Genomic DNA, 20845 nt, shown 5'->3' on the forward strand with positions numbered 1-20845 from the left:
ATCGGTGGTGCAGGGAACTGGAAGTGGGAACCAGCCCGACGGGAGCGGTACGTCAGGTGGGGCCTCAGTGTGGGTGTACGTGGGGGGTGGTCATACGCCGAGAGCGGGGATGATCACGGCGTCGACGTAGCGGGTGAGGAACTCGGCGTCGGGCGCCTGGTCCTCGATGAGCGGACGGGCCAGGAAGCCGCCGATCATCATGTGCGCGACGAACGGGATGGCGGGGTTGTCCGCCGCCAGCTCACCGCGCCGGACCGCGCGCCGGAGCATCTCGTCCAGCCACCCCATCTCGGGCTCGATCAGCACCTCGCGCAGCGCCCGGTGGAGTTCCGGGTTGGTGTGCACGGCGTGCCCGAGCCCGCGGAGCAGGGCGGTGTCCTTCTCCATCTGCTCGGTGTCGGCCTGGCACACCATGGCGTGGAGGTCGCCGCGCACCGTGCCGGTGTCGATGCCCTCCAGGCTGCCAGGCTTGTTGTGCCGCAGGGCCTTGGCGACCAGCTCCGGCTTGCCCCGCCACTGGCGGTAGAGGGTCGCCTTGCTGGAGTGCGTCCGGGCGGCGACGGCGTCCATGGTCAGGGCGTCGTAGCCGACCTCGCGCAGGATCGCGAGCACCGCCTCGTAGAGCTCGGCCTCGCGTTCGGGGGTCAGCCGCGTGCGGCGGACCGCCGGCTTGGGTGGTTCCGTGGCCATACCGCATCTTCCTTCCCCCCGTCGTCGTACGAAACGGTTTCGTACCGTACGAGCGTAAGCCCGGGCGCCATCGAAACGACATCGTTTCGATGGTGTTCTCCGTCACGAACCGAGTTGCCGGGGGATCCCCGGGCCGAAACGATTGACGGGTGAGCGATGCCTACATCCGCTTCCCGCACGTCCACGGCGACCTTCTCTGCTTCGTGGCGGAGGACGACCTCTGGCTGGCCCCGCTCGGGCCGCCCGGGGCCGCCGCCGGGCGGGCCTGGCGGCTGACCGTGGACCGCACCCGGGCCGGACACCCCCGCTTCTCCCCCGACGGGCGCCACATCGCCTTCACCAACTGGCGCAGTCTGGATCCGGAGATCCACCTCGTGGACATCGAGGGCGGGCCCGCCCGCCGGCTGAGCTACTGGGGCAGCACCGACACCCGGGTCTGCGGCTGGGCGCCCTCGGACCGCAACGGCGGCCACGACATCCTCGCCGTCTCCTCGCACGGCCAGCCGTTCTCGTACTTCTCCTGGGCCTACCGGCTGCCCACCGCCGGCGGCCCCGGGCTGCGGCTGCCCTGGGGTCCGGTGTCCGACATCGCGATGGGCGAGGTCGACGGCGAGCACCGCACCCTGCTGCTGGCCGGCAAGCCGCCGCACGAGCCGGCGTCCTGGAAGCGCTACCGGGGCGGGGCGACGGGCCGGCTGTGGCTCCACGGCACCCGGCTGGTGCCGGACCTGGGCGGCCACCTGGACTCGGTGATGTTCGTCGACGGCCGGATCGCCTTCCTCTCCGACCACGAAGGCATCGGAAACCTCTACTCCTGCCGGCCCGACGGTTCGGATCTGCGCAGACACACCGACCACGCCGACTTCTACGCCCGGCACGCCGCCACCGACGGCTCCCGCGTCGTCTACCAGTGCGCGGGCGAGGTGTGGCTGGTGGAGGACTTCTCCCCGGGCGCCGTCCCGCGCCGGCTGGACCTGCGCCTGGGCGGGCCGCGCGCCGGGCGGCGCCCGTACCAGGTGCACGCGGCCCAGAACGTCGGCTCGCTGGCCGTGGACACCACCGGCCGGGCCAGTGCCGTCGGGGTGCGCGGCAGCCTGTACTGGCTCACCCACCGCGACGGCCCGGCCCGCGCCATCGCCGACACCCCGGGCGTACGCACGCGGCTGCCCGAGATGCTCGGCTCCACCGGCCGGATCGCCTATGTGACGGACGCCGAGGGCGAGGACGCCATCGAGATCGCCCAACTGCCGCGCGCCTCCGGCCCCTCCGAGCCGCGCCGGCTGGCCGGCGGGCGGCTGGGCCGGGTGCAGGAGCTGCTGTCCTCGCCCGACGGCGAGCGACTGGCCGTCGCCGCGCACGACGGGCGGCTGCTGCTCGTGGACGCCTCGGCCGAGGGGACGGGCGAGGTCACGGAGCTGATCAAGTCGGCCAACGGGCCCGTGCGCGACCTGGCCTTCTCCCCCGACTCCGGCTGGCTGACCTGGTCCCACCCGGGAGTCGGGCGCTCCCTGCGGCAGATCAAGATCTCCCGGCTGGCCGACCGGCTGATCGTCGACGTCACCAACGGCCGCTTCGAGGACGAGCAGCCCGTCTTCACCCGCGACGGCCGCTATCTGGCCTTCCTCTCCTGGCGCGGCTTCGACCCGGTGTACGACGTCCACACCGGCGACCTCTCCTTCCCCCTGGGCTGCCGCCCCTACCTCGTCCCGCTGTCCTCGGCCACGCCCTCGCCGTTCGCGCTGTCCACGGAGGGCCGGCCGGCGGGTGGCGGGCTCGACCTGGACGACACCGGGGACCACGAGGGCGCGCTGGTCGTGGAGGTGGAGGGGCTGGAGAGCCGGGTGACGCCGTTCCCGGTGGCCGCCTCGAAGTACTCCTCGCTCCACCCCGTCGCCGGCGGCGGCCTGGTGTGGCTGCGCTGGCCCATCTCCGGCGCCCTCGGCGAGACCTTCGCCAGCCCCACCGACGTCTCCGGCAAGCCCACGCTGGAACACTTCGACCTGGTCAAGGCCAAGCGCACCGAACTCACCTCGTCCCTCGACTGGTACGCGGTCAGCGGCGACGGCACCCGGCTCGTCGTCAACGACGACGGCGACCTGCGCGTCGTCCCCGCCACCGACACCCCCGACCCCGACTCGACCGTCTACATCGACATGCGGCGCATCCTCCACGAGGCCGACCCCGCCGCCGAGTGGCGGCAGGCCTACGCCGAGGCGGGCCGGATCGTCCGCGCCTACTTCTGGGAACCGGGCATGTGCGGCATCGACTGGGACGCCGTGCTGGAGCAGTACCGGCCGCTGCTCGAACGCGTCGCCTCCCCCGACGAGTTCGCCGACCTGCTCCGCGAGGTCCTCGGCGAGCTGGGCACCTCCCACGCCTATGTCACCCCCGCCCGCCGCAACGAGGGGCCGCCCCACTACCAGCGCGCCATCGGCCTGCTCGGCACCAACCTCACCCACCAGAAGGACGGCTCCTGGACCGTGCGCCGCGTCCTGCCCGGCGACTCCTCCGACTCCAAGGCCCGCTCCCCGCTGGCCGGTTCGGGCATCCGCGAGGGCTGGGCGCTCACCCACGTCGACGGCCGCCCCGTCGACCCGGTCACCGGCCCGTACCCGCTGCTCGCGGCGGCGGGCGGCACGACCGTCGAGCTCACCTTCCGCCCGCCCGAACCGGACGGCCACCCGCGCCGCGTCGCGATCGTCCCCCTCATCGACGAACGGCCGCTGCGCTACCAGGACTGGGTGACCAAGCGCCGCGCGGTCGTCCACGAGCTCAGCGACGGCAAGTGCGGCTACCTCCACATCCCCGACATGGGCGGCTCCGGCTGGGCCCAGTTCAACCGCGACGTGCGGATGGAGATGTCACGGCCCGCCCTGATCGTGGACGTGCGCGGCAACGCGGGCGGCAACATCAGCGAGCTGGTGGTGGAGAAGCTCACCCGCACCATCATCGGCTGGGACCTCACCCGCGACGCCCAGCCCGTCTCGTACGCCTCCAACGCGCCGCGCGGACCGGTCGTGGCCATCGCCGACGAGATGACCTCCTCCGACGGCGACATGATCACCGCCGCGTTCAAGCTCCAGGGCATCGGCCCGGTCGTCGGCCTGCGCACCTGGGGCGGCGTCGTCGGCATGACCGGCCGCCACCGGCTCGGCGAGGGCACGTCCATCACCGTCCCGATGAACGCCGCCTGGTTCGACGCCTACGGCTGGGGGGTGGAGAACCACGGCGTCGAGCCCGACATCGAGGTCGACCGGACCCCGCTCGACTGGGCGGAGGGCCGCCACAAGCAACTGGACGACGCGGTACGGGTGGCGCTGGACCTGCTGGAACAGCACGGTGCGACGAACCCGCCCGACTACTCCGACGTCCCCGACCTGCGCCGCCCGAAGCTCCCGCCGCGCGGGTGAGCACGCACGAGTGAAGGGCGCGCCCTGCTGCTGGGCGCGCCCTTCACTACGGTGTCGTCAGATGTCGTCCTGGATGTCGTCCAGGGACTCCTGCCGGCCCTGCTGCTGCTGGCGCTGCTGCTGTTGCTGCTGGCCCTTGACCTTGTCCTGCGTCTGCTGGCCGCGCTGCTGGGCCTTCTCCTTGGCCTGCTGGGCCTTCTGCTTGGCCTGCTGGGCCTTGCCCTGCATCTCGTCCTTGATGCCCATGCGTACTCACTCCTAAGGGGTGATCGGGGAAGTGGGCCGCGACCAGCCTCACACGGCCCCGCGCCCCCCGCATGTCGATCAGTGACGCTGCGTGCCCGCCTCCGCGTCGGCCTCCGTACGCGCCTCCGTGCGCGCCTTGGTGTCCGCCTCCCCGCCCGCGCCGACCAGCCCGAACCGTGCCCCGGCCAAGCGGGGTTCGGCGCGCCGCATCTCGCGCGGGCCGCCCAGGGCGACCAGCGTCGGGAGCGCGCCGCGCAGCGGCTGCAGCGCGCGCAGCCAGCTCTGCCCGTAGACGTGCGCGGAGCGCCGCTCTATGCCCGTCACCAGCCGGTCGACCGCCGGGCCCAGCGGGTACGTGCGATTGGCCGGCCACGGCAGCCGCTGCCGCAGCTCCCGCATCACCTCGAACTCGTCGGCCCCGCGCACCATGTCGGTGTCGGTCCAGCTCAGATAGGCCACGCCGACGCGCACGCCCTTGTGGGCGACCTCGGCGCGCAGGCCGTGCGCGTACGCCTCGACGCCCGCCTTGGACGCGCAGTACGCGGTCATCATGGGCGCCGGGGTGATCGCGGCGAGGGAGGCTATCTGCAGCAGATAGCCGCGGCTCTCGGTGAGGACGGGCAGGAAGGCGCGGCCGGTGACGGCGCTGCCGATGAGGTTGACCTCGATCACCCGCCGCCAGTCGGCCGGGTCGGAGCCGGCCAGCGGGCCGCCGGCGGCGACACCGGCGTTGGCGACGACGACGTCCACCTTGCCGAAGCGCGCCTTGACCTCCGCGGCCACGCCCGCCATCGCCTCGTGGTCGGTGACGTCGGCGTGCCAGTGGGCGGCGTCGCCGCGCAGCGTCCGGGCGACCCGGCGCAGCTCGTCGGGCTCCAGCCCCACCAGCGCCACGCTCGCGCCCCGCGCGGACAGCTTCCGTGCCAGCGACTCCCCCACGCCGCGCGCGGCGCCGGTGACGACGGCGACCTGTCCGTCGAGGCTCGTCCGGGGCCTCATCGCGCGGCTCCCACGACCGCGGTCCTGGGCGCTCTCAGCAGCTGGTACTCGGCGAGGTCCACCCGCCGGGTGACCTTGCGGAACTCCGCCGTGGTGCCCGGCCAGACCGTGGTGTTGCGGCCCTGCGCGTCGAGGTACCAGCTGTCGCAGCCGGTGTTCCAGACCGTGCGCTCCATGCGGCGCTGGACGCCGCGGTTCCAGGCGCGGACGGCGGAGGGGCGGGCGTCCAGGGCGGCCCGGCCGCCGATGGTGTCGAGCTGGCGCAGGAAGTCGGCCAGGTAGTTCAGCTGGGCCTCGATGATGAGGATCATCGAGTTGTTGCCCAGGCCGGTGTTGGGGCCTATGACGAAGAGGAAGTTGGGGAACCCGGCGGCGCTGGCGCCGCGCAGGGCCGCCATGCCGTCCTTCGCCCACTCCTCCGCGAGCGTCGTGCCGTTGGCGCCGGTGACGCGGTCGGCTATCGGCATGTCGGTGGTGTGGAAGCCGGTGCCGAAGACGACGACGTCGGCCTCCGTCTCCGTGCCGTCGGCGGCCACGAGCGTCGCGCCGCGCACCTCGGCGAGGCCGGAGGCGACGACGTCGACGTTGGGGCGGGCGAGCGCGGGGTAGTAGTCGTCGGACAGCAGGATGCGTTTGCAGCCGATGCGGTAGTCGGGCAGCAGCTTGGCGCGCAGGGCGGGGTCCTTGACGGCCCTGCGCAGATGGGCGGCGGTGACGCGCTCCATCAGCCCGAGCCGGTCGGGCCACTTGGTGAACAGGCCGACCTGCATCTCCCGTACGCCCCACAGCGAACCGCGCCGCAGCAGGCCCGTGGCCGGGACCTTCGCGTGCAGCCAGCGCTCGGCGGCGGTGATCCGGCGGTCGAAGCGCGGCAGCACCCAGGGCGGGGTGCGCTGGAAGAGGGTGAGCCGGGCGACCTCGGGCTGGATCGCGGGCACGATCTGCGCGGCCGAGGCCCCGGTGCCGATCACGGCCACGCGCTTGCCGCGCAGCTCGGCGTCGTGGTCCCAGCGGGCGGAGTGGAAGACGGGCCCGGGGAAGTCCGCCAGCCCGGGGACGTCCGGGATGCGGGGGTCGGAGAGCGGGCCGGTGGCGGAGACGACGACGTCGGCGGTCCAGTCGTCCTTGGTGGTGCGGATCTCCCAGAGCAGCCGCTCGGCGTCCCAGCGCATCGCCAGCACCTCGGAGCCGAAGCGCAGGTGCGGGCGGAGCCCGAAGGTGTCCGTCATCCGCTCCAGATAGGCCCTTATGTGCGGCTGGCCCGAGAAGCTGCGCGGCCAGTCGGGGTTGGGGGCGAAGGAGAAGGAGTAGAGGTGCGAGGGGACGTCGCAGGCGCAACCGGGATAGGTGTTGTCCCGCCAGGTGCCGCCGACGGAGTCGGCGCGCTCCAGGACGACGAAGTCCGTGACGCCCTCGCGGCGCAGCCGCACGGCCGCGCCCAGCCCGCCGAACCCCGACCCGATCACCGCCACGCGCACGTGCCGTCCGCGCTGTCCGACCTCTTCGTGCTCGACCATGCCGTCGCCTCCCGGTCCCGGTTCCACAGAAGCACCCGCCGCCCGACCGTGCCAGCGCTCACTGGCACGGTCGGAGCGTAGGGCAGGGACGGGGCACGGCGATAGGGGCCGGGGGCAAGGAAGTTACCGGCGGTCGCGCGTACGCTTCCCGCGTGGCGAACGACGGGAAGCGCGAGTACCGGACGGCGGAGCTGGCCGCGGAGGCCGGCATCACGGTGCGCACCCTGCGCTTCTACCGCGAACGCGGCCTCCTGCCGGCGCCGCGCCGCGAGGGCCGCATCGCCTGGTACGGCGAACACCACCTGGCCCGGCTGCGCACGGTGGCCGCGCTGCTGGACCGGGGGCACACGCTCGGCGGCATCGCCGAGCTGATCGCCGCCTTCGAGGGCGGCCGCGACGTGGGCGAACTCCTGGGCACCCCCTGGTCGGAGGAGACCACGGTCCGGCTGACCCCGGAGGAGCTCGCCGACCACTTCGCGGGCGAGGCCACCCCCAAGAACCTGGCCGCCGCCCTCGACATCGGCTATCTCGCCGTGGACGGCGAGGAGATCGTCCACATCAGCAGCCGCCTCCTGGACGCCGCCACGGCCCTCGTCCGCGCGGGCATCCCCCTCTCCACCGTCCTCACGACGGCCCGCGAGGTCCGCGCCCACGCGGACGCGCTGGCGGGGATGTTCACCCGCCTGGCGCGGGAGCACGGTGTCGCGGACGAGGCCGAGTTGACGCGCCTGCGCCCGCTGGCGCGGACGGTGGTGGACGCGGAGTTCTCACTGGCGATGGACCGGCGGTTGCGCGAGCCGGGCGCGCACGGCGCTCCGGGCTCCGGGGATGCGCCCGCGTGCGCCCCACCCAAACCCTGCTAATCGGCGAACAGTTGGGGATGGCGGCACTAAAGTCCCTGTTGTGACGGGCCGAGTCATACCGGCTCAACGCGGGCCTTTCCCAGGGTCGGCTCGCTGCGTTCGAGGCCCCAGCCAGGGGCCTCGGACGCGGGCGATACCGTGCCGTGTCCGGGGTTCCTTCATGGGGCCTCGCCGTCGGCGAGCCTCCCTCTCGAAGGAAAGGCGCCGGGTATGTCCCGTCATAGGAAGCCGAAGCCGTCGATCGACTGGGGGCAGGGGAAGCGGTGGGTGAAAGCAGTTACACCGTGGGTGGAACTGCTTGTCACCGTCACAACGCTGATCTTGCTCATGATCGGCAAGGGGTGACCGGCGAGGCCTAACCCCATTAGGCCTCGAACGACCACTCTTTCGGCTCGCCCGTCACGGCGCCAGTTCCGTGGCGGGCGTCCCTATTCCCTGTGAGAGGAACAGGAGCCAGCACTCTGACCGGCGAGGCCTAAGCCCATTAGGCCCCGAACGGACACCGTGCTTCGCCTCCTGTATACCAGCCCCAGCCCCCGCGCGCACGGCACTCCAGCCCGGACTACCCCTTCGGGACCAGCGGGAGCTCCGCGTGCCGGACGGTGTAGCCGCCCTTGGTGACCGGGGCGTACGGCGCCGGGGCCATGCAGGTGCCGACGTCCGAGGCGACCGGCTCCTTCGCGCCCTTGTCGCCGTCGCGCAGGACGTTCACCACCGCCCAGGAGAAGCCCACCCGGTCCTTGGACTTCTGCCCGGCCTTCTCCTTGCCGCCGTCCAGGACGCTGAAGCCGAGGCGCTTGCCCAGCCAGTCCTGCGGGCCGTCCGGGCTGACCTTGGTCATCACCGCCGTGAGGGACGCGACGCCCGGCCCGGTGACGAGGCAGTCGACCCTGCCCTCGGCCGTCATCGTCTTCCCCAGCGCGGCGACGTAGTGCGAGACCTTGACCGTCCCCTCCGCGTCCGTCGGCAGGCCGCTGGGCAGCCCGGCCAGCGGCCGGCTGTAGGGCTTGGCGTGGGCGTCGAAGGTGAAGGAGCGGACGTCCTTGTCCGGCCAGTACGGAAGCCCGAAGGTCGCCGACCCGGTCACGCTCGCGCGCGGCGGCGCGGCGTCGGGCGCCGCCACCGCGTTCCCGGCGGCGGCGCCGCCGAGGGTGACCGTGGCGGCCAACGCGACGCCCAGCGCGGCGACTTTGCGCGAGCGAGCGGAAAGGCGGACGGACGGTGCGAGTGCCATGGCGTTTCTCCCGAGGAGGACGGTGAAGCTGCGGTTGCTGCCGCACTCATCGTTCAGCAGCGCCCGCCGCGGCCCATCCGTCCCCGGGCGGAACCCGCCCGCGCCCCCTCCGCCACGGGGTGATCCGCCCGTCCGCCCGGAGGACTACCGCGCCTCGTAGACGGCCGTCACCGGCGCGTGGTCCGACCAGCGCAGATCGTGGCTCGCGGCCCGCTCGACGACCGCCTTCACCGCCCGCCCGGCCAGGCCCGGCGTCGCGACCTGGTAGTCGATGCGCCAGCCGGAGTCGTTGTCGAAGGCGCGGCCGCGGTACGACCACCACGAGTACGGGCCCTCCACGCCGGGGTGGAGGGCGCGGACGACGTCCACGTACTCCTCGAAGACCTTGCCGAGCCACTCGCGCTCCTCCGGGAGGAAGCCGGCGCTCTTGCGGTTGGCCTTCCAGTTCTTGAGGTCGGCCTCGGTGTGGGCGATGTTCCAGTCGCCGCAGACCAGCACCTCGCGGCCGTCCGCCGCCGCGCGGGCCTTGAGGCCCACGAGGTAGGGCAGGAACTCCGCCATGAAGCGTTCCTTCTCGTCCTGCCGCTCCGTGCCCACCTCGCCCGAGGGCAGGTAGAGGCTGGCCACGGTCACACCGGGAAGATCGATCTCCACGTACCGGCCGCTGCCGTCGAACTCCGCCGAGCCGAAGCCGACGCGCGTCGCGTCCGGCTCGCGCCGCGAGTAGAGGGAGACGCCCGCGCGGCCCTTGGCCGCGGCCGGGGCGTGGACGACGTGCCAGCCCTCGGGGTCGCGGACCTCGTCCGGGAGCTGGTGGGGCTCGGCGCGGACCTCCTGGAGGCACACGACGTCGGCTTCGGTCTGCGCGAGCCACTCGACGAAGCCCTTCTTGGCGGCGGCGCGCAGTCCGTTCACATTTGCGGTGGTAACGGTGAGCATCCGGGCACGATACCGACTCCCGAAACCCGGTGCCGCCGGGCGGCGGCGCGCACGTACCATCGCCGCATGGAGATCGTGCCGGTCGCCTACGACCACCCGGACGCCGTAAAGCTCAATGACCAGGTGCAATTGGAGTACGTCGAGCGGTACGGGGGCGGGGACGACACCCCGCTGGACCCGGCGCACTTCGCCCCGCCGCGTGGCCTGTATCTCATCGCGTACGACACGGACGGCGAGCCGGTCGCCACGGGCGGCTGGCGCGCGATGGAGCGCGACTCCGAGGGCGGCGTGGGGTACGCGGACGGGGACGCCGAGCTGAAGCGGATGTTCGTCATACCCCGGGCCCGGGGTCTGGGCCTGGCCCGGCGCATCCTCGCCCTCCTGGAGACCGACGCCCGCGAGGCGGGCCGCGCCCGCATGGTCCTGGAAACGGGCGACAAGCAGCCGGAGGCCATGTCCCTCTACGTCTCCAGCGGCTACGAGCCGGTACCGGCGGGGCGGAAGTTCGGCTACTACCGCGAGTACGACAGCAGCCGCTGCTTCACCAAACCGTTGCGCTGCCGCTAGGGCTTCGGGGGGACGCGGGGCGCGACCGCGCGGGCCCGGCCCGGCAGTCGGCCAGGGCCCGGCTGCCCGCCGGGGCGACGCCTGGTCCCGACCCCGCCGGGGCTCACACGCGAGCGGGCACGAGGCCCAGGGGCGGAGCCCAGGCCGCCGGGGGGGCAAGGCCGGGGTCAGCCGCCGTGCCCGGTGGAGATCGCCGCTTCCACTTCCGCGCGGACGCGTTCCGCCGGGTAGCGGCGGACCTCGCCGAAGGGGGTGAGGGCCCGGTCGACCGGGCCCGGGTCGTCCTCGCGGACCTCGGCCATCAGGACCGTGCTGCCCGGCGGCACCTCCGCCGCCAGCATCTCCAGGGCCGCGTTCGACGCCGTGGCCTCGCGGGCGTCGTGGACGCCGCCGATCAGGCCGCCCGCGCCGAAGCCGACCAGGACGCCGAGCGGGCCGCCGAGGATGCCCAGCAGTCCGCCGAGCAGCCCGCCCATGGCGAAGGCGGTGGCCGTGCCGGTGTTGTCGACGGCGTCGGGGAAGTCGAGGGCGCCCTCCGCGTCCCGGGCGATCACGGCGCCCTCGCGCAGGGTGATCTCCCCGTCGGAGTGGACGCGGCGCAGGGCGTCCAGCGCCTTGTGCCCCTTGGCGGGGCCGGTGACGTTCAGGAAGAGGACGTTGTCGTTCACGGCATCCACTCTTCAGCCTGCCGCCGCACCCCGCACGTCAGTCGCCGTCGTCCGGCGGAGCGGACGCGGAGGTGGACGCGGCCGCGTCCACCTCCGCGTCCACGTCCCGTATCGCGTCGCTCAGGTCGAGCACCGCCTCCGCTCCCCCGCCCGGCGGGTTGGTGAAGGAGAGCCGGGCGCCGAGCACCCGCGCCTGGCCGACCGCGATCGTCAGCCCCAGGCCGAGGCCGGCCCGCGAGCCCGTGCGGAAGCGCTGCGGGCCGTGGGAGAGGAGCTGCTCGGGAAAGCCGGGGCCCCGGTCGCATATGCGTATGACGCCGTCGTCGACCTCGGCGACGACCTGCCCCGAGCCGTGCCGGAAGGCGTTCGTGACGAGGTTCGCCAGGATCCGCTCGACGCGGCGCGCGTCGGTCTCGACCAGCCGGTCGCGGACCACCCGCACCTCGACCTTCTCCCCCGAGGCCGCCGCCCGCACCGCCCGCCGGGTGAGCTCGCCCAGCGCCCGTACGTCCGTCTCGGCGTGCTCGGCGTCCGCGTCGAGGCGGGCGACCTCCAGGACGTCCTCCATCAGGGTGCGCACCCGGTGCGAGCGTTCCCGGACGAGCTCGGCGGGCCGGCCCGGCGGCAGCAGCTCCGCCGCGGCGACCAGGCCCGCGACGGGCGTGCGCAGTTCGTGGGCGATGTTGGCGGTGACCTCGCGCTCGGCCTGGAGGCGGGCGGCGAGCGCGTCGGCCATGGTGTTGACGGCGTGGATCAGCCGGGCGAGCTCGTCCTTGCCGCCCCGGGGCCGCAGCCGGGCGGTGAGGTCGCCGTCGGCGATCCGCTCGGCCGTCCGCGCGGAGGCGTTGAGCCGGCGCCCCGCGACCGTCGCCAGGGCCACCCCGACGACCCCGGCGAGGGCGGTGCCGATGCCGCCCGCCAGCCACAGGACCTCGTCGAGCTCCTCCAGATTGCGGATCTGCCGGGTGTAGGGGTGTTTGAGGACGACGACGTCGTCGCCCACGCGCGTCGCGGCCCACAGCGTCGGCTCGGGCCCGGAGCGGTCCAGGTAGGTGGCGCGGCGGCCCCGGTCGACGGCGCGCCGCAGCGGCTCGGGCAGCCGGTGGGGGTTGAGGATCACCCGGGGGCGGTCGAAGCCCGCCGCGTGGTCCTCGGCGGCGGACACGACCCGCTGGTCGAGGGACTCGCGCGCGGTCTCCAGCTGGCCCCGGGCGGTGCGGTGGTGCACGACGAGGCCGATGAGGACGGAGACGACCGCGGCCGTGGCCGTGATGGCCACACCGATCTTCGTACGCAGACCCATCGACTGAAGTCTCCTCGGCTGGGGGCAGGCTCCGCGCGCTCAGCGCGGCGCCTGCTGGGGGACGAAGAGCCGCAGGTCGCGCAGCTCGTTGTGCTGCCCGGGCGGGAGCCCGTCGACGACGACCACGGCCCGCCCGTAGTAGGCGGAACGATCCTTCCGCACCAGGCCGGTGAAGGTGACCTTCGCCGGGTAGCTCCTGGCCCGGCAGGCCGGCAGGCACCAGCCCCCCGACGCCTCCCCGGTCGCCTCGGCGGCCGGGCCGCCCCAGGACTGCCACCGCAGCCCGGTGAGCCGTACGGACTCCCCGGCCTCGAAGGACGCCGGACGGCGCAGCGAGGGTTTACCGGGGCCCTCGACCACGTAGACCGGGCCGGTTAGGGGGCTGGTGGAGGGCCGGGCGGGGCCCGCGTCCCGAAGCCCGCCGGGTTCGGAGCAGGCGCAGAGCAGGACGCCCAGCAGCCCGGCGGCGAGAGCGGTGGCGCCGGGCGTCGTACGAAGGGGGCACACAGGTCGTCGTCGCACAGGTCGTCGTCGCACAGGTCGCACTGACTTCCTCACGCCGTCGGGACAGGACCGGACTGGACGAGCGGGACGCGCAGGACGGACCGGACGGCCACCACACCCCCGGGCGCCCCCGCCGTTAGCAGGTCGCCCGAGGCCCGCGGGGCCATTCGTGCCAAATGTAACCGGTGTGGCTGGTTCGACGCCCGTGCCCTTGACCGATTCCCGACGGGGACTCATAGGATCTCCGCGCTCAAGTGGTCCAGTCCAGCCAGTCGTCAGCCGACGGCCGGGAGCCGGCCCGTAGCCGGTCGCCGGCCGGCAGGCCGCGGCGCCACGGTGGAGGTCACTCATGCCCATCGCCCGTCGTACGATCCTCGGCGCGCTCGCCGGGACCGCCGCACTCGGCACGGTGGGGGTGCCCTCCGCCGGGGCGGCCCCGGCCGGGGCCGCCGCCTCCGCGCTGGCCCGGCTGCTGCCGCGCCACCACGACCAGGTCACCTTCCGCACCGTGCCCCGCCGGAACGGCCACGACGTCTTCCGGGTATCCGGCACGGCGGGCCGGATCACCGTCGAGGGCACCACGCCGGCCGTCCAGCTGACCGGTTTCCACCACTACCTCCGGCGCGTCGCGAACGCCCACGTCTCCTGGCGCGGCGAGCAGACCGCCCTCCTCCCGGCCCGGCTCCCCGCCGTCGGCGAACCGGTCGCCGCCACGGCCAACGTCGCCCACCGGTTCGTGTTCAACGACACCAACGACGGCTACACCGGCCCGTACCACGACTGGGACTACTGGGAGCGCGAGCTCGACGTCCTGGCCCTGCACGGCTTCAACGAGGTCCTCGTCTACGCCGGCGCCGACGCCGTGTACCACCGAACGTTCATCGAACACGGTTACAGCGACGCGGAAGTCCGCGCGTGGGTTCCCGGCCCCGCCCACCAGCCGTGGTGGCTGATGCAGAACATGGCCTCCTTCGGCGGGCCCGTCTCCCCGGAGCTCCTCGACCGCCGCGCCGCCCTGGCGCGGAAGATCGTGCGCCGGCTGCGCGAGCTGGGCATGACCCCGGTGCTGCCCGGCTACTTCGGCACCGTCCCGCCCGGCTACGCGGAGCGCAACAAGGGCGCCCGGACCATTCCGCAGGGCGGCTGGTGCGGCTTCGACCGCCCCGACTGGCTCGACCCCCGCACCCCCCACTTCGCCGCCGTCGCCCGCACCTTCTACCGGGTGCAGCAGGAGATGTACGGGGCGACGACCATGTACAAGATGGACCTGCTGCACGAGGGCGGCTCCCCCGGCGACGTCCCCGTCGGCGCGGCCGCCAAGGCGGTGGAGAAGGCCCTGCGCACGGCCCACCCGGACGCCGTCTGGGCCATCCTCGGCTGGCAGCACAATCCCCGGCGGGAGATCGTCGACGCCGTCGACCGCTCCAGGATGCTCGTCCTCGACGGCATCCCCGACCGCTTCCCGAAGATCACCGACCGGGAGCGGGACTGGGGCGGCACGCCCTACGCCTTCGGCACCATCTGGAACTTCGGCGGCCACACGGCGCTGGGCGCCAACGCCCCCGAGTGGGTCTCGCTCTACGAGCGGTGGCGCACCAAGCCGGGCAGCGCCCTGCGCGGCATCGCCGTGATGCCGGAGGCCGCCGACAACGACCCGGCCGCCGTCGCCCTCTTCTCCGACCTGGCCTGGACCTCCGGGCCGGTCGATCTCCGGACGTGGTTCGGGCAGTGGGCCGTCACCCGCTACGGAGCCGCCGACGCGGGCGCCGCCCGCGCCTGGGACGCCCTGCGCCGCACCGCCTACGGCACCACCCGCGCCGACAGCTGGAGCGAGCAGGCCGACGGTCTCTTCGGCGCCCGCCCCGACCTGGCGATCGACCACGCCGCGAGCTGGTCGCCGCGGCAGCTGCGCTACGACGCCGCCGAGTTCGAGGCGGCCCTGCCGGCCCTGCTGTCCGTGGCCCCGCCCCTGCGCGCGAGCTCCGCGTACCGGGCCGACCTCGTGGACGTCGCCCGCCAGTGCGTCGCCAACCGCGGCAGGCTGCTGCTGCCGCGCGTCAAGGCCGCCTACGACGAGGGCGACCGCGACCGCTTCGGCGACCTCACCCGGCAGTGGCTGGACTGGATGGACCTGCTGGAGCGGATCGTCGCCACGGACGACCGCCACCTGCTGGGCCGCTGGCTGTCCGCCGCCCGCGCCTGGGGCTCCTCCGACGCCGAGCGCGACCGCCTCCAGGCCGACGCCCTCACCCTGCTCACCGTCTGGGGCCCCCGCCACGCGGCGGACACCGGCAAGCTCCACGACTACGCCAACCGCGAGTGGGCCGGCCTGGTCGGCGGCCTCTACCGGCTGCGCTGGCAGACGTACTTCACGGAACTGGAAACGGCCCTCGACGAGGACCGCGCCCCGAACCCCGTGGACTGGTTCGCCCTGGAGGACCGCTGGACCCACAACCCGACGGAGACCCGCACCCGCCCGACGGGCGACATCGTCCGCATCGCGAGGACGGTGGCGTCACGGCTGTGATTCCAGCCCCGCCGGCGTTTGAGGCGCGGGGTCTGGGGCGGAGCCCCAGGAAACGGCGAAAGGGCGGGACCGGGGCCCCAAACACAAGGGAACCCCCACCGGCAGCAAGCCGACAGGGGTCCCCGGAACCGGAAAACGCGCTCCGCGCGCTACCGCTTCTTCGGCGTGCTGACGGTCCCCTCCCCGCCCGCGAGCTTCCACTCCCGGTGCAGGATGTCGACCGGAATCCGCCGCTCGAACAGCGGCGTACCGAAGATCTTCAGCTGCGCCTGCAGCGCACCCGTCAGATCAACGCCGCCGTACGCGGCCCACTTGCCGCTGGCGGAGGCCGACCCGTTGGACGAGGCGGTGGCAGTGCCCTCCGCCTCGGCCCGCAGGTAGGGCGCGAGGTTGGCGCTGACGCCGACCGCGCCGTAGAGGCCGACGGACGCCTCGGTGCCGAGCGTGGCCTTGACCTTGCCCGCCGCGCTGGCCGTGGCCGTGACCGGCGTGGCGTTCATCTGCGAGCTGCTGATGGGCGTCCAGCCCTTGCCCCAGGAGTAGGAGCCGCCGACCTTGAAGTCGCCCTTCAGCTCCTGCTTGACGTCGACGGAGATCTTTCCTTCGGCGTCGACCTGGAGGTAGCAGGTGAGGTCGAGGTTGACGACGACCGGCACCGGGCCGACCTGGATCACCGGGTCGGCGTGGAGCTTCGCGAAGGGCAGCTTGACGGGCTTGTCGGCGGTGGTGGCCACCGCCTGGCCCTTGAGCTCCCACGCGGAGGACCAGTCGCCGGACAGGGCCAGCGACGCGGTGCCCGGGCCGCCGGTGGAGCCGACGCCCTTGCCGTTGTAGGAGAAGTCGACCTCGGGGGCGAGCTGGACGTAGCCCGCGGCGGACGCCTCGGCCTTGACCGGGGAGCCCGGAGGCGTGGGGATGGACGCGCCGACGTCCAGCCGCAGGTTGCCCAGCGGCACCTTGGCGCCCTGCGGGCCCACGTGGATGCCGTCCGGCTTCGTCCAGGACGCCTTCACGCCCGGCAGGAGCGGTACGACCTTCACGGACGACGGGTCGACGGGCACCGAGCCCTTGGCCTCGGAGTCGCCGAGCAGCGCGTCGAGGGTGGCCGGGGCCGTGTTGACCTCGGTGCCCTTGTCGGTCGTGCCCAGCACCTTGGTCACCTTGGCCAGCAGGCCGGAGGGCGCGCCCGGCGCGGGGGCGCTGGCGATGACGTCGCCGACGGCCACGCTGTTCGCCTCGGCCCCGCCCGGCTGGGCGCCCTGGGCACCCGGGGCCGACTGCGGCGGCTGCCCGGACTTCGAGGGCTGCGGCGCGATGCCCTTCGGCTTCTTCGCCGCGCCACTGCCCGTGGGTCCCGCGATCACGGCCCGGCCGCTGCGCTGGTCGAACGAGGCGACCTTCAGCGCCGACTTGGCCGCCTTGGGCGCCGGGGCGCCGTCCGACCCGCCACCGGGGTGGGCCACCGCGCTCGGCGCGCCCGCCCCGGCGGGGGCGGCGGCGACCGCGAGCTGCGGCGCGAGGGCGTTCGACGTCGCGGCGACCGGCTCGGCGTCCGAGCCCTTGGCCGCCGAGGAGGAGCTACCCGCCGAACAACCCGTGGAAAATAGGGACACAGCGGTCAGAGAAGTTAAAACGGCGGCGTATCTAACAGACTTACGCAAATTCAAGTCCTCGGGAGCGTGAGGTGGGGGCGACCCGGCGGGATACGCGGCCGGGCCGCATCACACGGCATCAGGAAGGGCTGCGATCGCCACCCGCGCCGGGATTACCGGCAAGTAGCGATCCGCAAGATCGTGCCATGCGCCACACACCCAGAAGAACCGTTTCCCTACCGCTGGAAACATGATCTGGGTCACACTTTTCTCAACAAGGTTTAATAAGTCGTCCGTTCAATCATCGACGGACCAACTTGACCCGCCCATCCACCCTTTGACCAGGGCGATGTACCCGTCCGGCCACAGCCCGGCCCCCAGCGCGCACTCCGTCAGGAATCCCTCCTCCCCCAGCGCCTCGCGCACCGCCGCCGAGATCCGGTCGACGTCACCGCGCTCGGCGGGCGGCAGCGGCGCCCCCACCTGCGCCCGGGCCTCGGCGGCCGCGCCCAACAGCCGGGCGGCCTCGTCGTGCCGGCCCGCCAGGGCCCGCGCCCCGGCGAGCCCCTCCAGCGCGAGGGCCACCGCGCGGGGATCGCCCGTCGCACGGGCCACCTCGAAGCCCTCCAGCTGCAGCGCGAGCGCCTCGCGCGCCTCGCCCCGCTGCTCGGCGACGAAGCCGAGCTCGGCCAGGATCAGGGCGTTCGCACCCTCCAGGCCCACCCTGCGGTGCCACTGCAGGACGTTGCGCATGTGCGCCTCGGCGATGTCGAGCTCCCCCTCCCGGCGCGCCCCCAGGCCGAGCCCCACCTCCGCGTTGACCTCGCCGATCCGGAAGCCCTGCTCGGCGGCGAGCCGCCCGGACCGCTCGTGGAAGTCCCGCGCCCGGTCGTGGTCGCCGGTCAGCAACGCGATCCTGCCGAGCCCCGACAGCAGGTCCGCCGCCTCCGTCCACATGCCCAGCCGCTCGGCCATCCGCAGCCCGTCGCACAGCAGCCGGGTGGCCCGCTCGTAATCGCCGAAGACCTCGGCCCGGGTGGTGAGGGCGGGGACGGCCCTCAGCTGGCCCCAGCGGTCGCCGAGCTCCCGGAACAGCGTCGCGCTGCGCTCCCCGTCGCGCTCGACGCCCGCGAGGTCGCCGCGCAGCAGCCGCAGCACGGCCCGGTCGCTGAGCGCCGCCGCCATGCCCCAGCGGTCGCCCAGGGCGCGGAAGCCGCGCAGGGCGCGGTTGACGAGCTCCTCGCTGGCGGCCAGGTCCCCGATGCCGCACAGCGCGTGGCCCAGGAACCACTCGGCCTCGGCCCGGCCCCGGGGGTCCGCCAGCCCGTCGTAGCCGGCGAGGGCCTCGCGCACCCGCGCGTCCCGGCCGGTGCCCCCGCCGTCGAGGACGGTGAGGCCCGTGTGCCAGGCACGGGCCCGCACGGAGGCGGGCGAGGGCTCCCGCCCGGCGACGGCCGTGAGCGCCCGCTCCAGGGAGCGCCGGGCCTCGGCGTGCCGGCCGCGCAGGATCCAGTACCAGGTCAGGGCGTTGGCCAGGCGGAGGGCGAGCTCGCCGTCGCCGCCCGTCTCCAGGGCGGTGCGCAGATTGGCGGTCTCCGCGTCGAGGCGCTCCAGCCAGCGCTGCTGGCCGTCGCCGCGCAGCCGGGGCTCGGCGCGCTCGGCCAGCTCGGTGTAGTGGCGCTGGTGGCGGCGGCGGACGGCGTCGTACTCGCCGGCCTCGTGCAGCCGCTCCACGCAGTAGGCGGCCACCGACTCCAGCAGCCGGTAGCGGGGGCCGTCCGGCCCGGCCACCACGATGACCAGGGACCGGTCGACCAGGCGGGCCAGGACCTCCAGGACCTCCTCGGAGGTCACGCACCCGCCCGCGCACACCGCCTCGGCGGCTTCGAGGCCGCACCCCTCGGCGTGCGCGCCGAGGCGGCGCAGCACGGCCCGCTCCGGTCCCGTGAGCAGCTCCCAACTCCAGTCGATCATGGCGCGGAGGGTCTGCTGGCGGGGCGGGGCGCCGCGGTGGCCCGCGGTCAGCAGCCGGAAGCGGTCGTCGAGGCGGGTGAGGAGGGTGTGGACGCCGAGGCTGCGGACGCGGATGGCGGCGAGTTCGAGGGCGAGCGGGATGCCGTCGAGCCGGCGGCAGATCGCCGCGACGGCCGCGGCGTTGTCCTCGTCGAGGACGAAGCCCGGGACGGCCGCGGCGGTCCGCGTCACGAACAGCCGTACCGCGCCGCACCGTTCCAGCCGTTCGGGAGCGGTGCCGGCGCCGGGGTGGGGCAGCGGGAGCGGCGGGACCGCCCACACGGCCTCCCCGGCCAGGGCGAGGGGCTCCTGGCTGGTGGCCAGGACGTGGAGGCCCGGGGCGCCGCGCAGCAGCGTCTCGACGAGGTGGGCGGCCTGTTCGACGACGTGCTCGCAGTTGTCCAGGACGAGCAGGAGCTGCTTGGTGCGCAGCGCGTCGGTCAGCCGGTCGAGGGGGGTGACGGCGTTGCCCCCGGTGAGGATGCCGGGGGCGCCGTCCTCCCGGATGCCCAGCACGGTCAGGACGGCGTCGGTGAGGGCGTCGGCGGTGAGGGGGTCGGCGGCGGCCGGGCGGCCGTGGTGGGCCTCCAGGGCGGCGAGTTCGACGAGCCAGACCCCGTCGGGGTAGGCGGGGGCGAGCCGGTCGGCGGTCTCCAGGGCGAGCCGGGTCTTGCCGACCCCGCCGGAGCCGGTGAGGGTCACCAGCCGGGAGGCGGCCAGCCGGGACCGTATCTCCTCGGTGGCCCCCTCGCGGCCGATCAGCTCGGTGATGGGGGCGGGCAGGTTGGTGCGGGGGCGGGCGGCGGGGGCGGCCGCCGGGTCGAGGGCCGGGTCCTGGGCGAGGATGGCCCGGTGGAGGGCGGCCAGTTCCGGGGAGGGGTCGAGTCCGAGGTCCTCCGCCAGCCGGGTGCGCAGCTCGCCGTAGCCGGCCAGGGCCTCGCTCTGCCGTCCCGACTGGTAGAGGGCCCGTAACTGGACGGCGCGCAGGCCCTCGCGCAGCGGGTGGGCGGCGACCAGGTCGGCCAGTTCGCCGGCCAGCGCGTGGTGTTCGCCCAGGGCGAGCCGGGCCCGGGCCTGCTCCTCCAGGGCCAGCAGGCGTTCCTCCTCCAGGCGGGCGACGGCGGCCCGGGCGAACTCCTCGTCGGCGAAGTCCGCGTAGGCGTCGCCCCGCCACAGGGTCAGGGCCTCGCCCAGCAGGGCGGCCCGTTCGCGCGGCCCGGTGGCGGCGCGGGCGCGCTCGGTGAGCTCGGTGAACCGGCGGGCGTCCACCGCCTCGGTGTCCAGCGCGTACCCCGGGGGCCGGGAGGCGATCAGGGCGCGCGCGCCCGGCTCGGCGTCCTCCAGCGCCCTGCGCAGCTGCGAGACCTTCGCCTGCAGCGCTCCGGTGGGGTTGCGGGGCAGGGCGTCGCCCCACAGGTCCTCGATCAGGCGGTCGGCGGACACCGCCCGGCCCTCGTGGCTGATCAGGTCGGCCAGCAGCGCGCGCACCTTCAGCTCGGGGACCCGGACCGGCCGGCCGTCGGCGGTCCACACTTCCAGCGACCCCAGCACTCCAAAACGCATTCCTTCACGATAGGTGAGGTCACCTGCGGGTTTTAAAGGGATTTGACTGCGGGTCACCTCACTCTCGGGCAGACTCCGTCCCTCCAGCGACCGGCTCTCGATCCCGTCTCGAGCGGCCGCCGAGCGGACTGCGGTGCTCCGCGTCGCGCCCGCCCCGAAGTCCCTTCCAGCGCCTCCGGCGGGACCGGAAGCGGACCGGAAGCCGGCCCG

At 74.1% G+C, this 20845-nt stretch carries 15 protein-coding genes; 4 read left to right on the plus strand and 11 right to left on the minus strand.

All coding sequences use genetic code 11. The annotated features are described in order from the left end of the window. Positions 1-90: 90 nt before the first annotated feature. On the minus strand, positions 91-690 hold the full coding sequence (locus IE096_RS22400) for a TetR/AcrR family transcriptional regulator (protein ID WP_189454512.1): 600 nt from the start codon (positions 688-690) through the stop codon (positions 91-93). Positions 691-839: 149 nt separating this feature from the next. Here IE096_RS22400 and IE096_RS22405 point away from each other — a divergent pair, with 149 nt between their 5' ends. Continuing rightward, complete coding sequence (locus IE096_RS22405) at positions 840-4100, plus strand: S41 family peptidase (RefSeq protein WP_189454514.1); 3261 nt, start codon at positions 840-842, stop codon at positions 4098-4100. A gap of 57 nt (positions 4101-4157) precedes the next feature. Here the strand turns inward: IE096_RS22405 and IE096_RS22410 are convergent, their stop codons facing one another. From IE096_RS22410 to IE096_RS22420, 3 genes are all read right to left on the minus strand, one after another. Next, the gene (locus IE096_RS22410) at positions 4158-4346 is read right to left on the minus strand and encodes a hypothetical protein (RefSeq protein WP_189454516.1); all 189 of its coding nucleotides are present in this window, start codon (positions 4344-4346) and stop codon (positions 4158-4160) included. Between the two features lie 78 nt (positions 4347-4424). Beyond that, entirely contained in the window at positions 4425-5345 is a 921-nt protein-coding gene (locus tag IE096_RS22415; protein WP_189454518.1) for an SDR family oxidoreductase, read from the minus strand. Continuing rightward, positions 5342-6862: a flavin-containing monooxygenase gene (locus tag IE096_RS22420; protein WP_189454520.1), complete on the minus strand. Its 1521-nt coding sequence runs from the start codon at positions 6860-6862 to the stop codon at positions 5342-5344. Before IE096_RS22420 ends, IE096_RS22415 begins: the two co-directional genes overlap by 4 nt. Before the next feature lie 152 nt (positions 6863-7014). Here IE096_RS22420 and IE096_RS22425 point away from each other — a divergent pair, with 152 nt between their 5' ends. After that, positions 7015-7725, plus strand: coding sequence for a MerR family transcriptional regulator (locus tag IE096_RS22425; RefSeq protein WP_189454521.1), 711 nt, complete (start codon positions 7015-7017; stop codon positions 7723-7725). A 562-nt stretch (positions 7726-8287) separates the two neighbouring features. Here the strand turns inward: IE096_RS22425 and IE096_RS22430 are convergent. Together IE096_RS22430 and IE096_RS22435 are read right to left on the minus strand one after the other, a co-directional pair. Beyond that, positions 8288-8959 carry a hypothetical protein gene (locus tag IE096_RS22430; protein ID WP_189454523.1) on the minus strand — a complete coding sequence of 224 codons (672 nt, stop codon included), beginning with the start codon at positions 8957-8959 and terminating at the stop codon, positions 8288-8290. A gap of 144 nt (positions 8960-9103) precedes the next feature. Beyond that, the gene (locus IE096_RS22435; protein ID WP_189454525.1) at positions 9104-9898 is read right to left on the minus strand and encodes an exodeoxyribonuclease III; all 795 of its coding nucleotides are present in this window, start codon (positions 9896-9898) and stop codon (positions 9104-9106) included. A 66-nt stretch (positions 9899-9964) separates the two neighbouring features. Between IE096_RS22435 and IE096_RS22440 the strand changes: the two genes are divergently transcribed. Then, complete coding sequence (locus tag IE096_RS22440) at positions 9965-10465, plus strand: GNAT family N-acetyltransferase (protein ID WP_189454528.1); 501 nt, start codon at positions 9965-9967, stop codon at positions 10463-10465. A 167-nt stretch (positions 10466-10632) separates the two neighbouring features. Here IE096_RS22440 and IE096_RS22445 read toward each other — a convergent pair whose 3' ends face one another. Genes IE096_RS22445 through IE096_RS22455 form a run of 3 tightly spaced genes read right to left on the minus strand, consistent with a single transcriptional unit; the run spans position 10633 to position 12958 of the window. Continuing rightward, positions 10633-11133 carry a DUF1269 domain-containing protein gene (locus tag IE096_RS22445; RefSeq protein ID WP_189454530.1) on the minus strand — a complete coding sequence of 167 codons (501 nt, stop codon included), beginning with the start codon at positions 11131-11133 and terminating at the stop codon, positions 10633-10635. Positions 11134-11170: 37 nt separating this feature from the next. Next, on the minus strand, positions 11171-12436 hold the full coding sequence (locus IE096_RS22450; RefSeq protein WP_189454531.1) for a HAMP domain-containing sensor histidine kinase: 1266 nt from the start codon (positions 12434-12436) through the stop codon (positions 11171-11173). A 39-nt stretch (positions 12437-12475) separates the two neighbouring features. Further along, entirely contained in the window at positions 12476-12958 is a 483-nt protein-coding gene (locus IE096_RS22455) for a hypothetical protein (protein WP_189454533.1), read from the minus strand. Positions 12959-13289: 331 nt separating this feature from the next. Here IE096_RS22455 and IE096_RS22460 point away from each other — a divergent pair, with 331 nt between their 5' ends. Next, positions 13290-15467 carry an alpha-N-acetylglucosaminidase gene (locus tag IE096_RS22460; protein WP_189454535.1) on the plus strand — a complete coding sequence of 726 codons (2178 nt, stop codon included), beginning with the start codon at positions 13290-13292 and terminating at the stop codon, positions 15465-15467. 149 nt (positions 15468-15616) lie between these two features. Here IE096_RS22460 and IE096_RS22465 read toward each other — a convergent pair whose 3' ends face one another. Both IE096_RS22465 and IE096_RS22470 read right to left on the minus strand, forming a co-directional pair. Then, positions 15617-17080 carry a hypothetical protein gene (locus IE096_RS22465; protein ID WP_229820508.1) on the minus strand — a complete coding sequence of 488 codons (1464 nt, stop codon included), beginning with the start codon at positions 17078-17080 and terminating at the stop codon, positions 15617-15619. Between the two features lie 276 nt (positions 17081-17356). Continuing rightward, positions 17357-20635: an AfsR/SARP family transcriptional regulator gene (locus IE096_RS22470; RefSeq protein ID WP_189454540.1), complete on the minus strand. Its 3279-nt coding sequence runs from the start codon at positions 20633-20635 to the stop codon at positions 17357-17359. Positions 20636-20845 lie beyond the last annotated feature (210 nt).

The sequence above is a fragment of the Streptomyces abikoensis genome (genome assembly GCF_014648775.1).
Taxonomy (GTDB): domain Bacteria; phylum Actinomycetota; class Actinomycetes; order Streptomycetales; family Streptomycetaceae; genus Streptomyces; species Streptomyces abikoensis.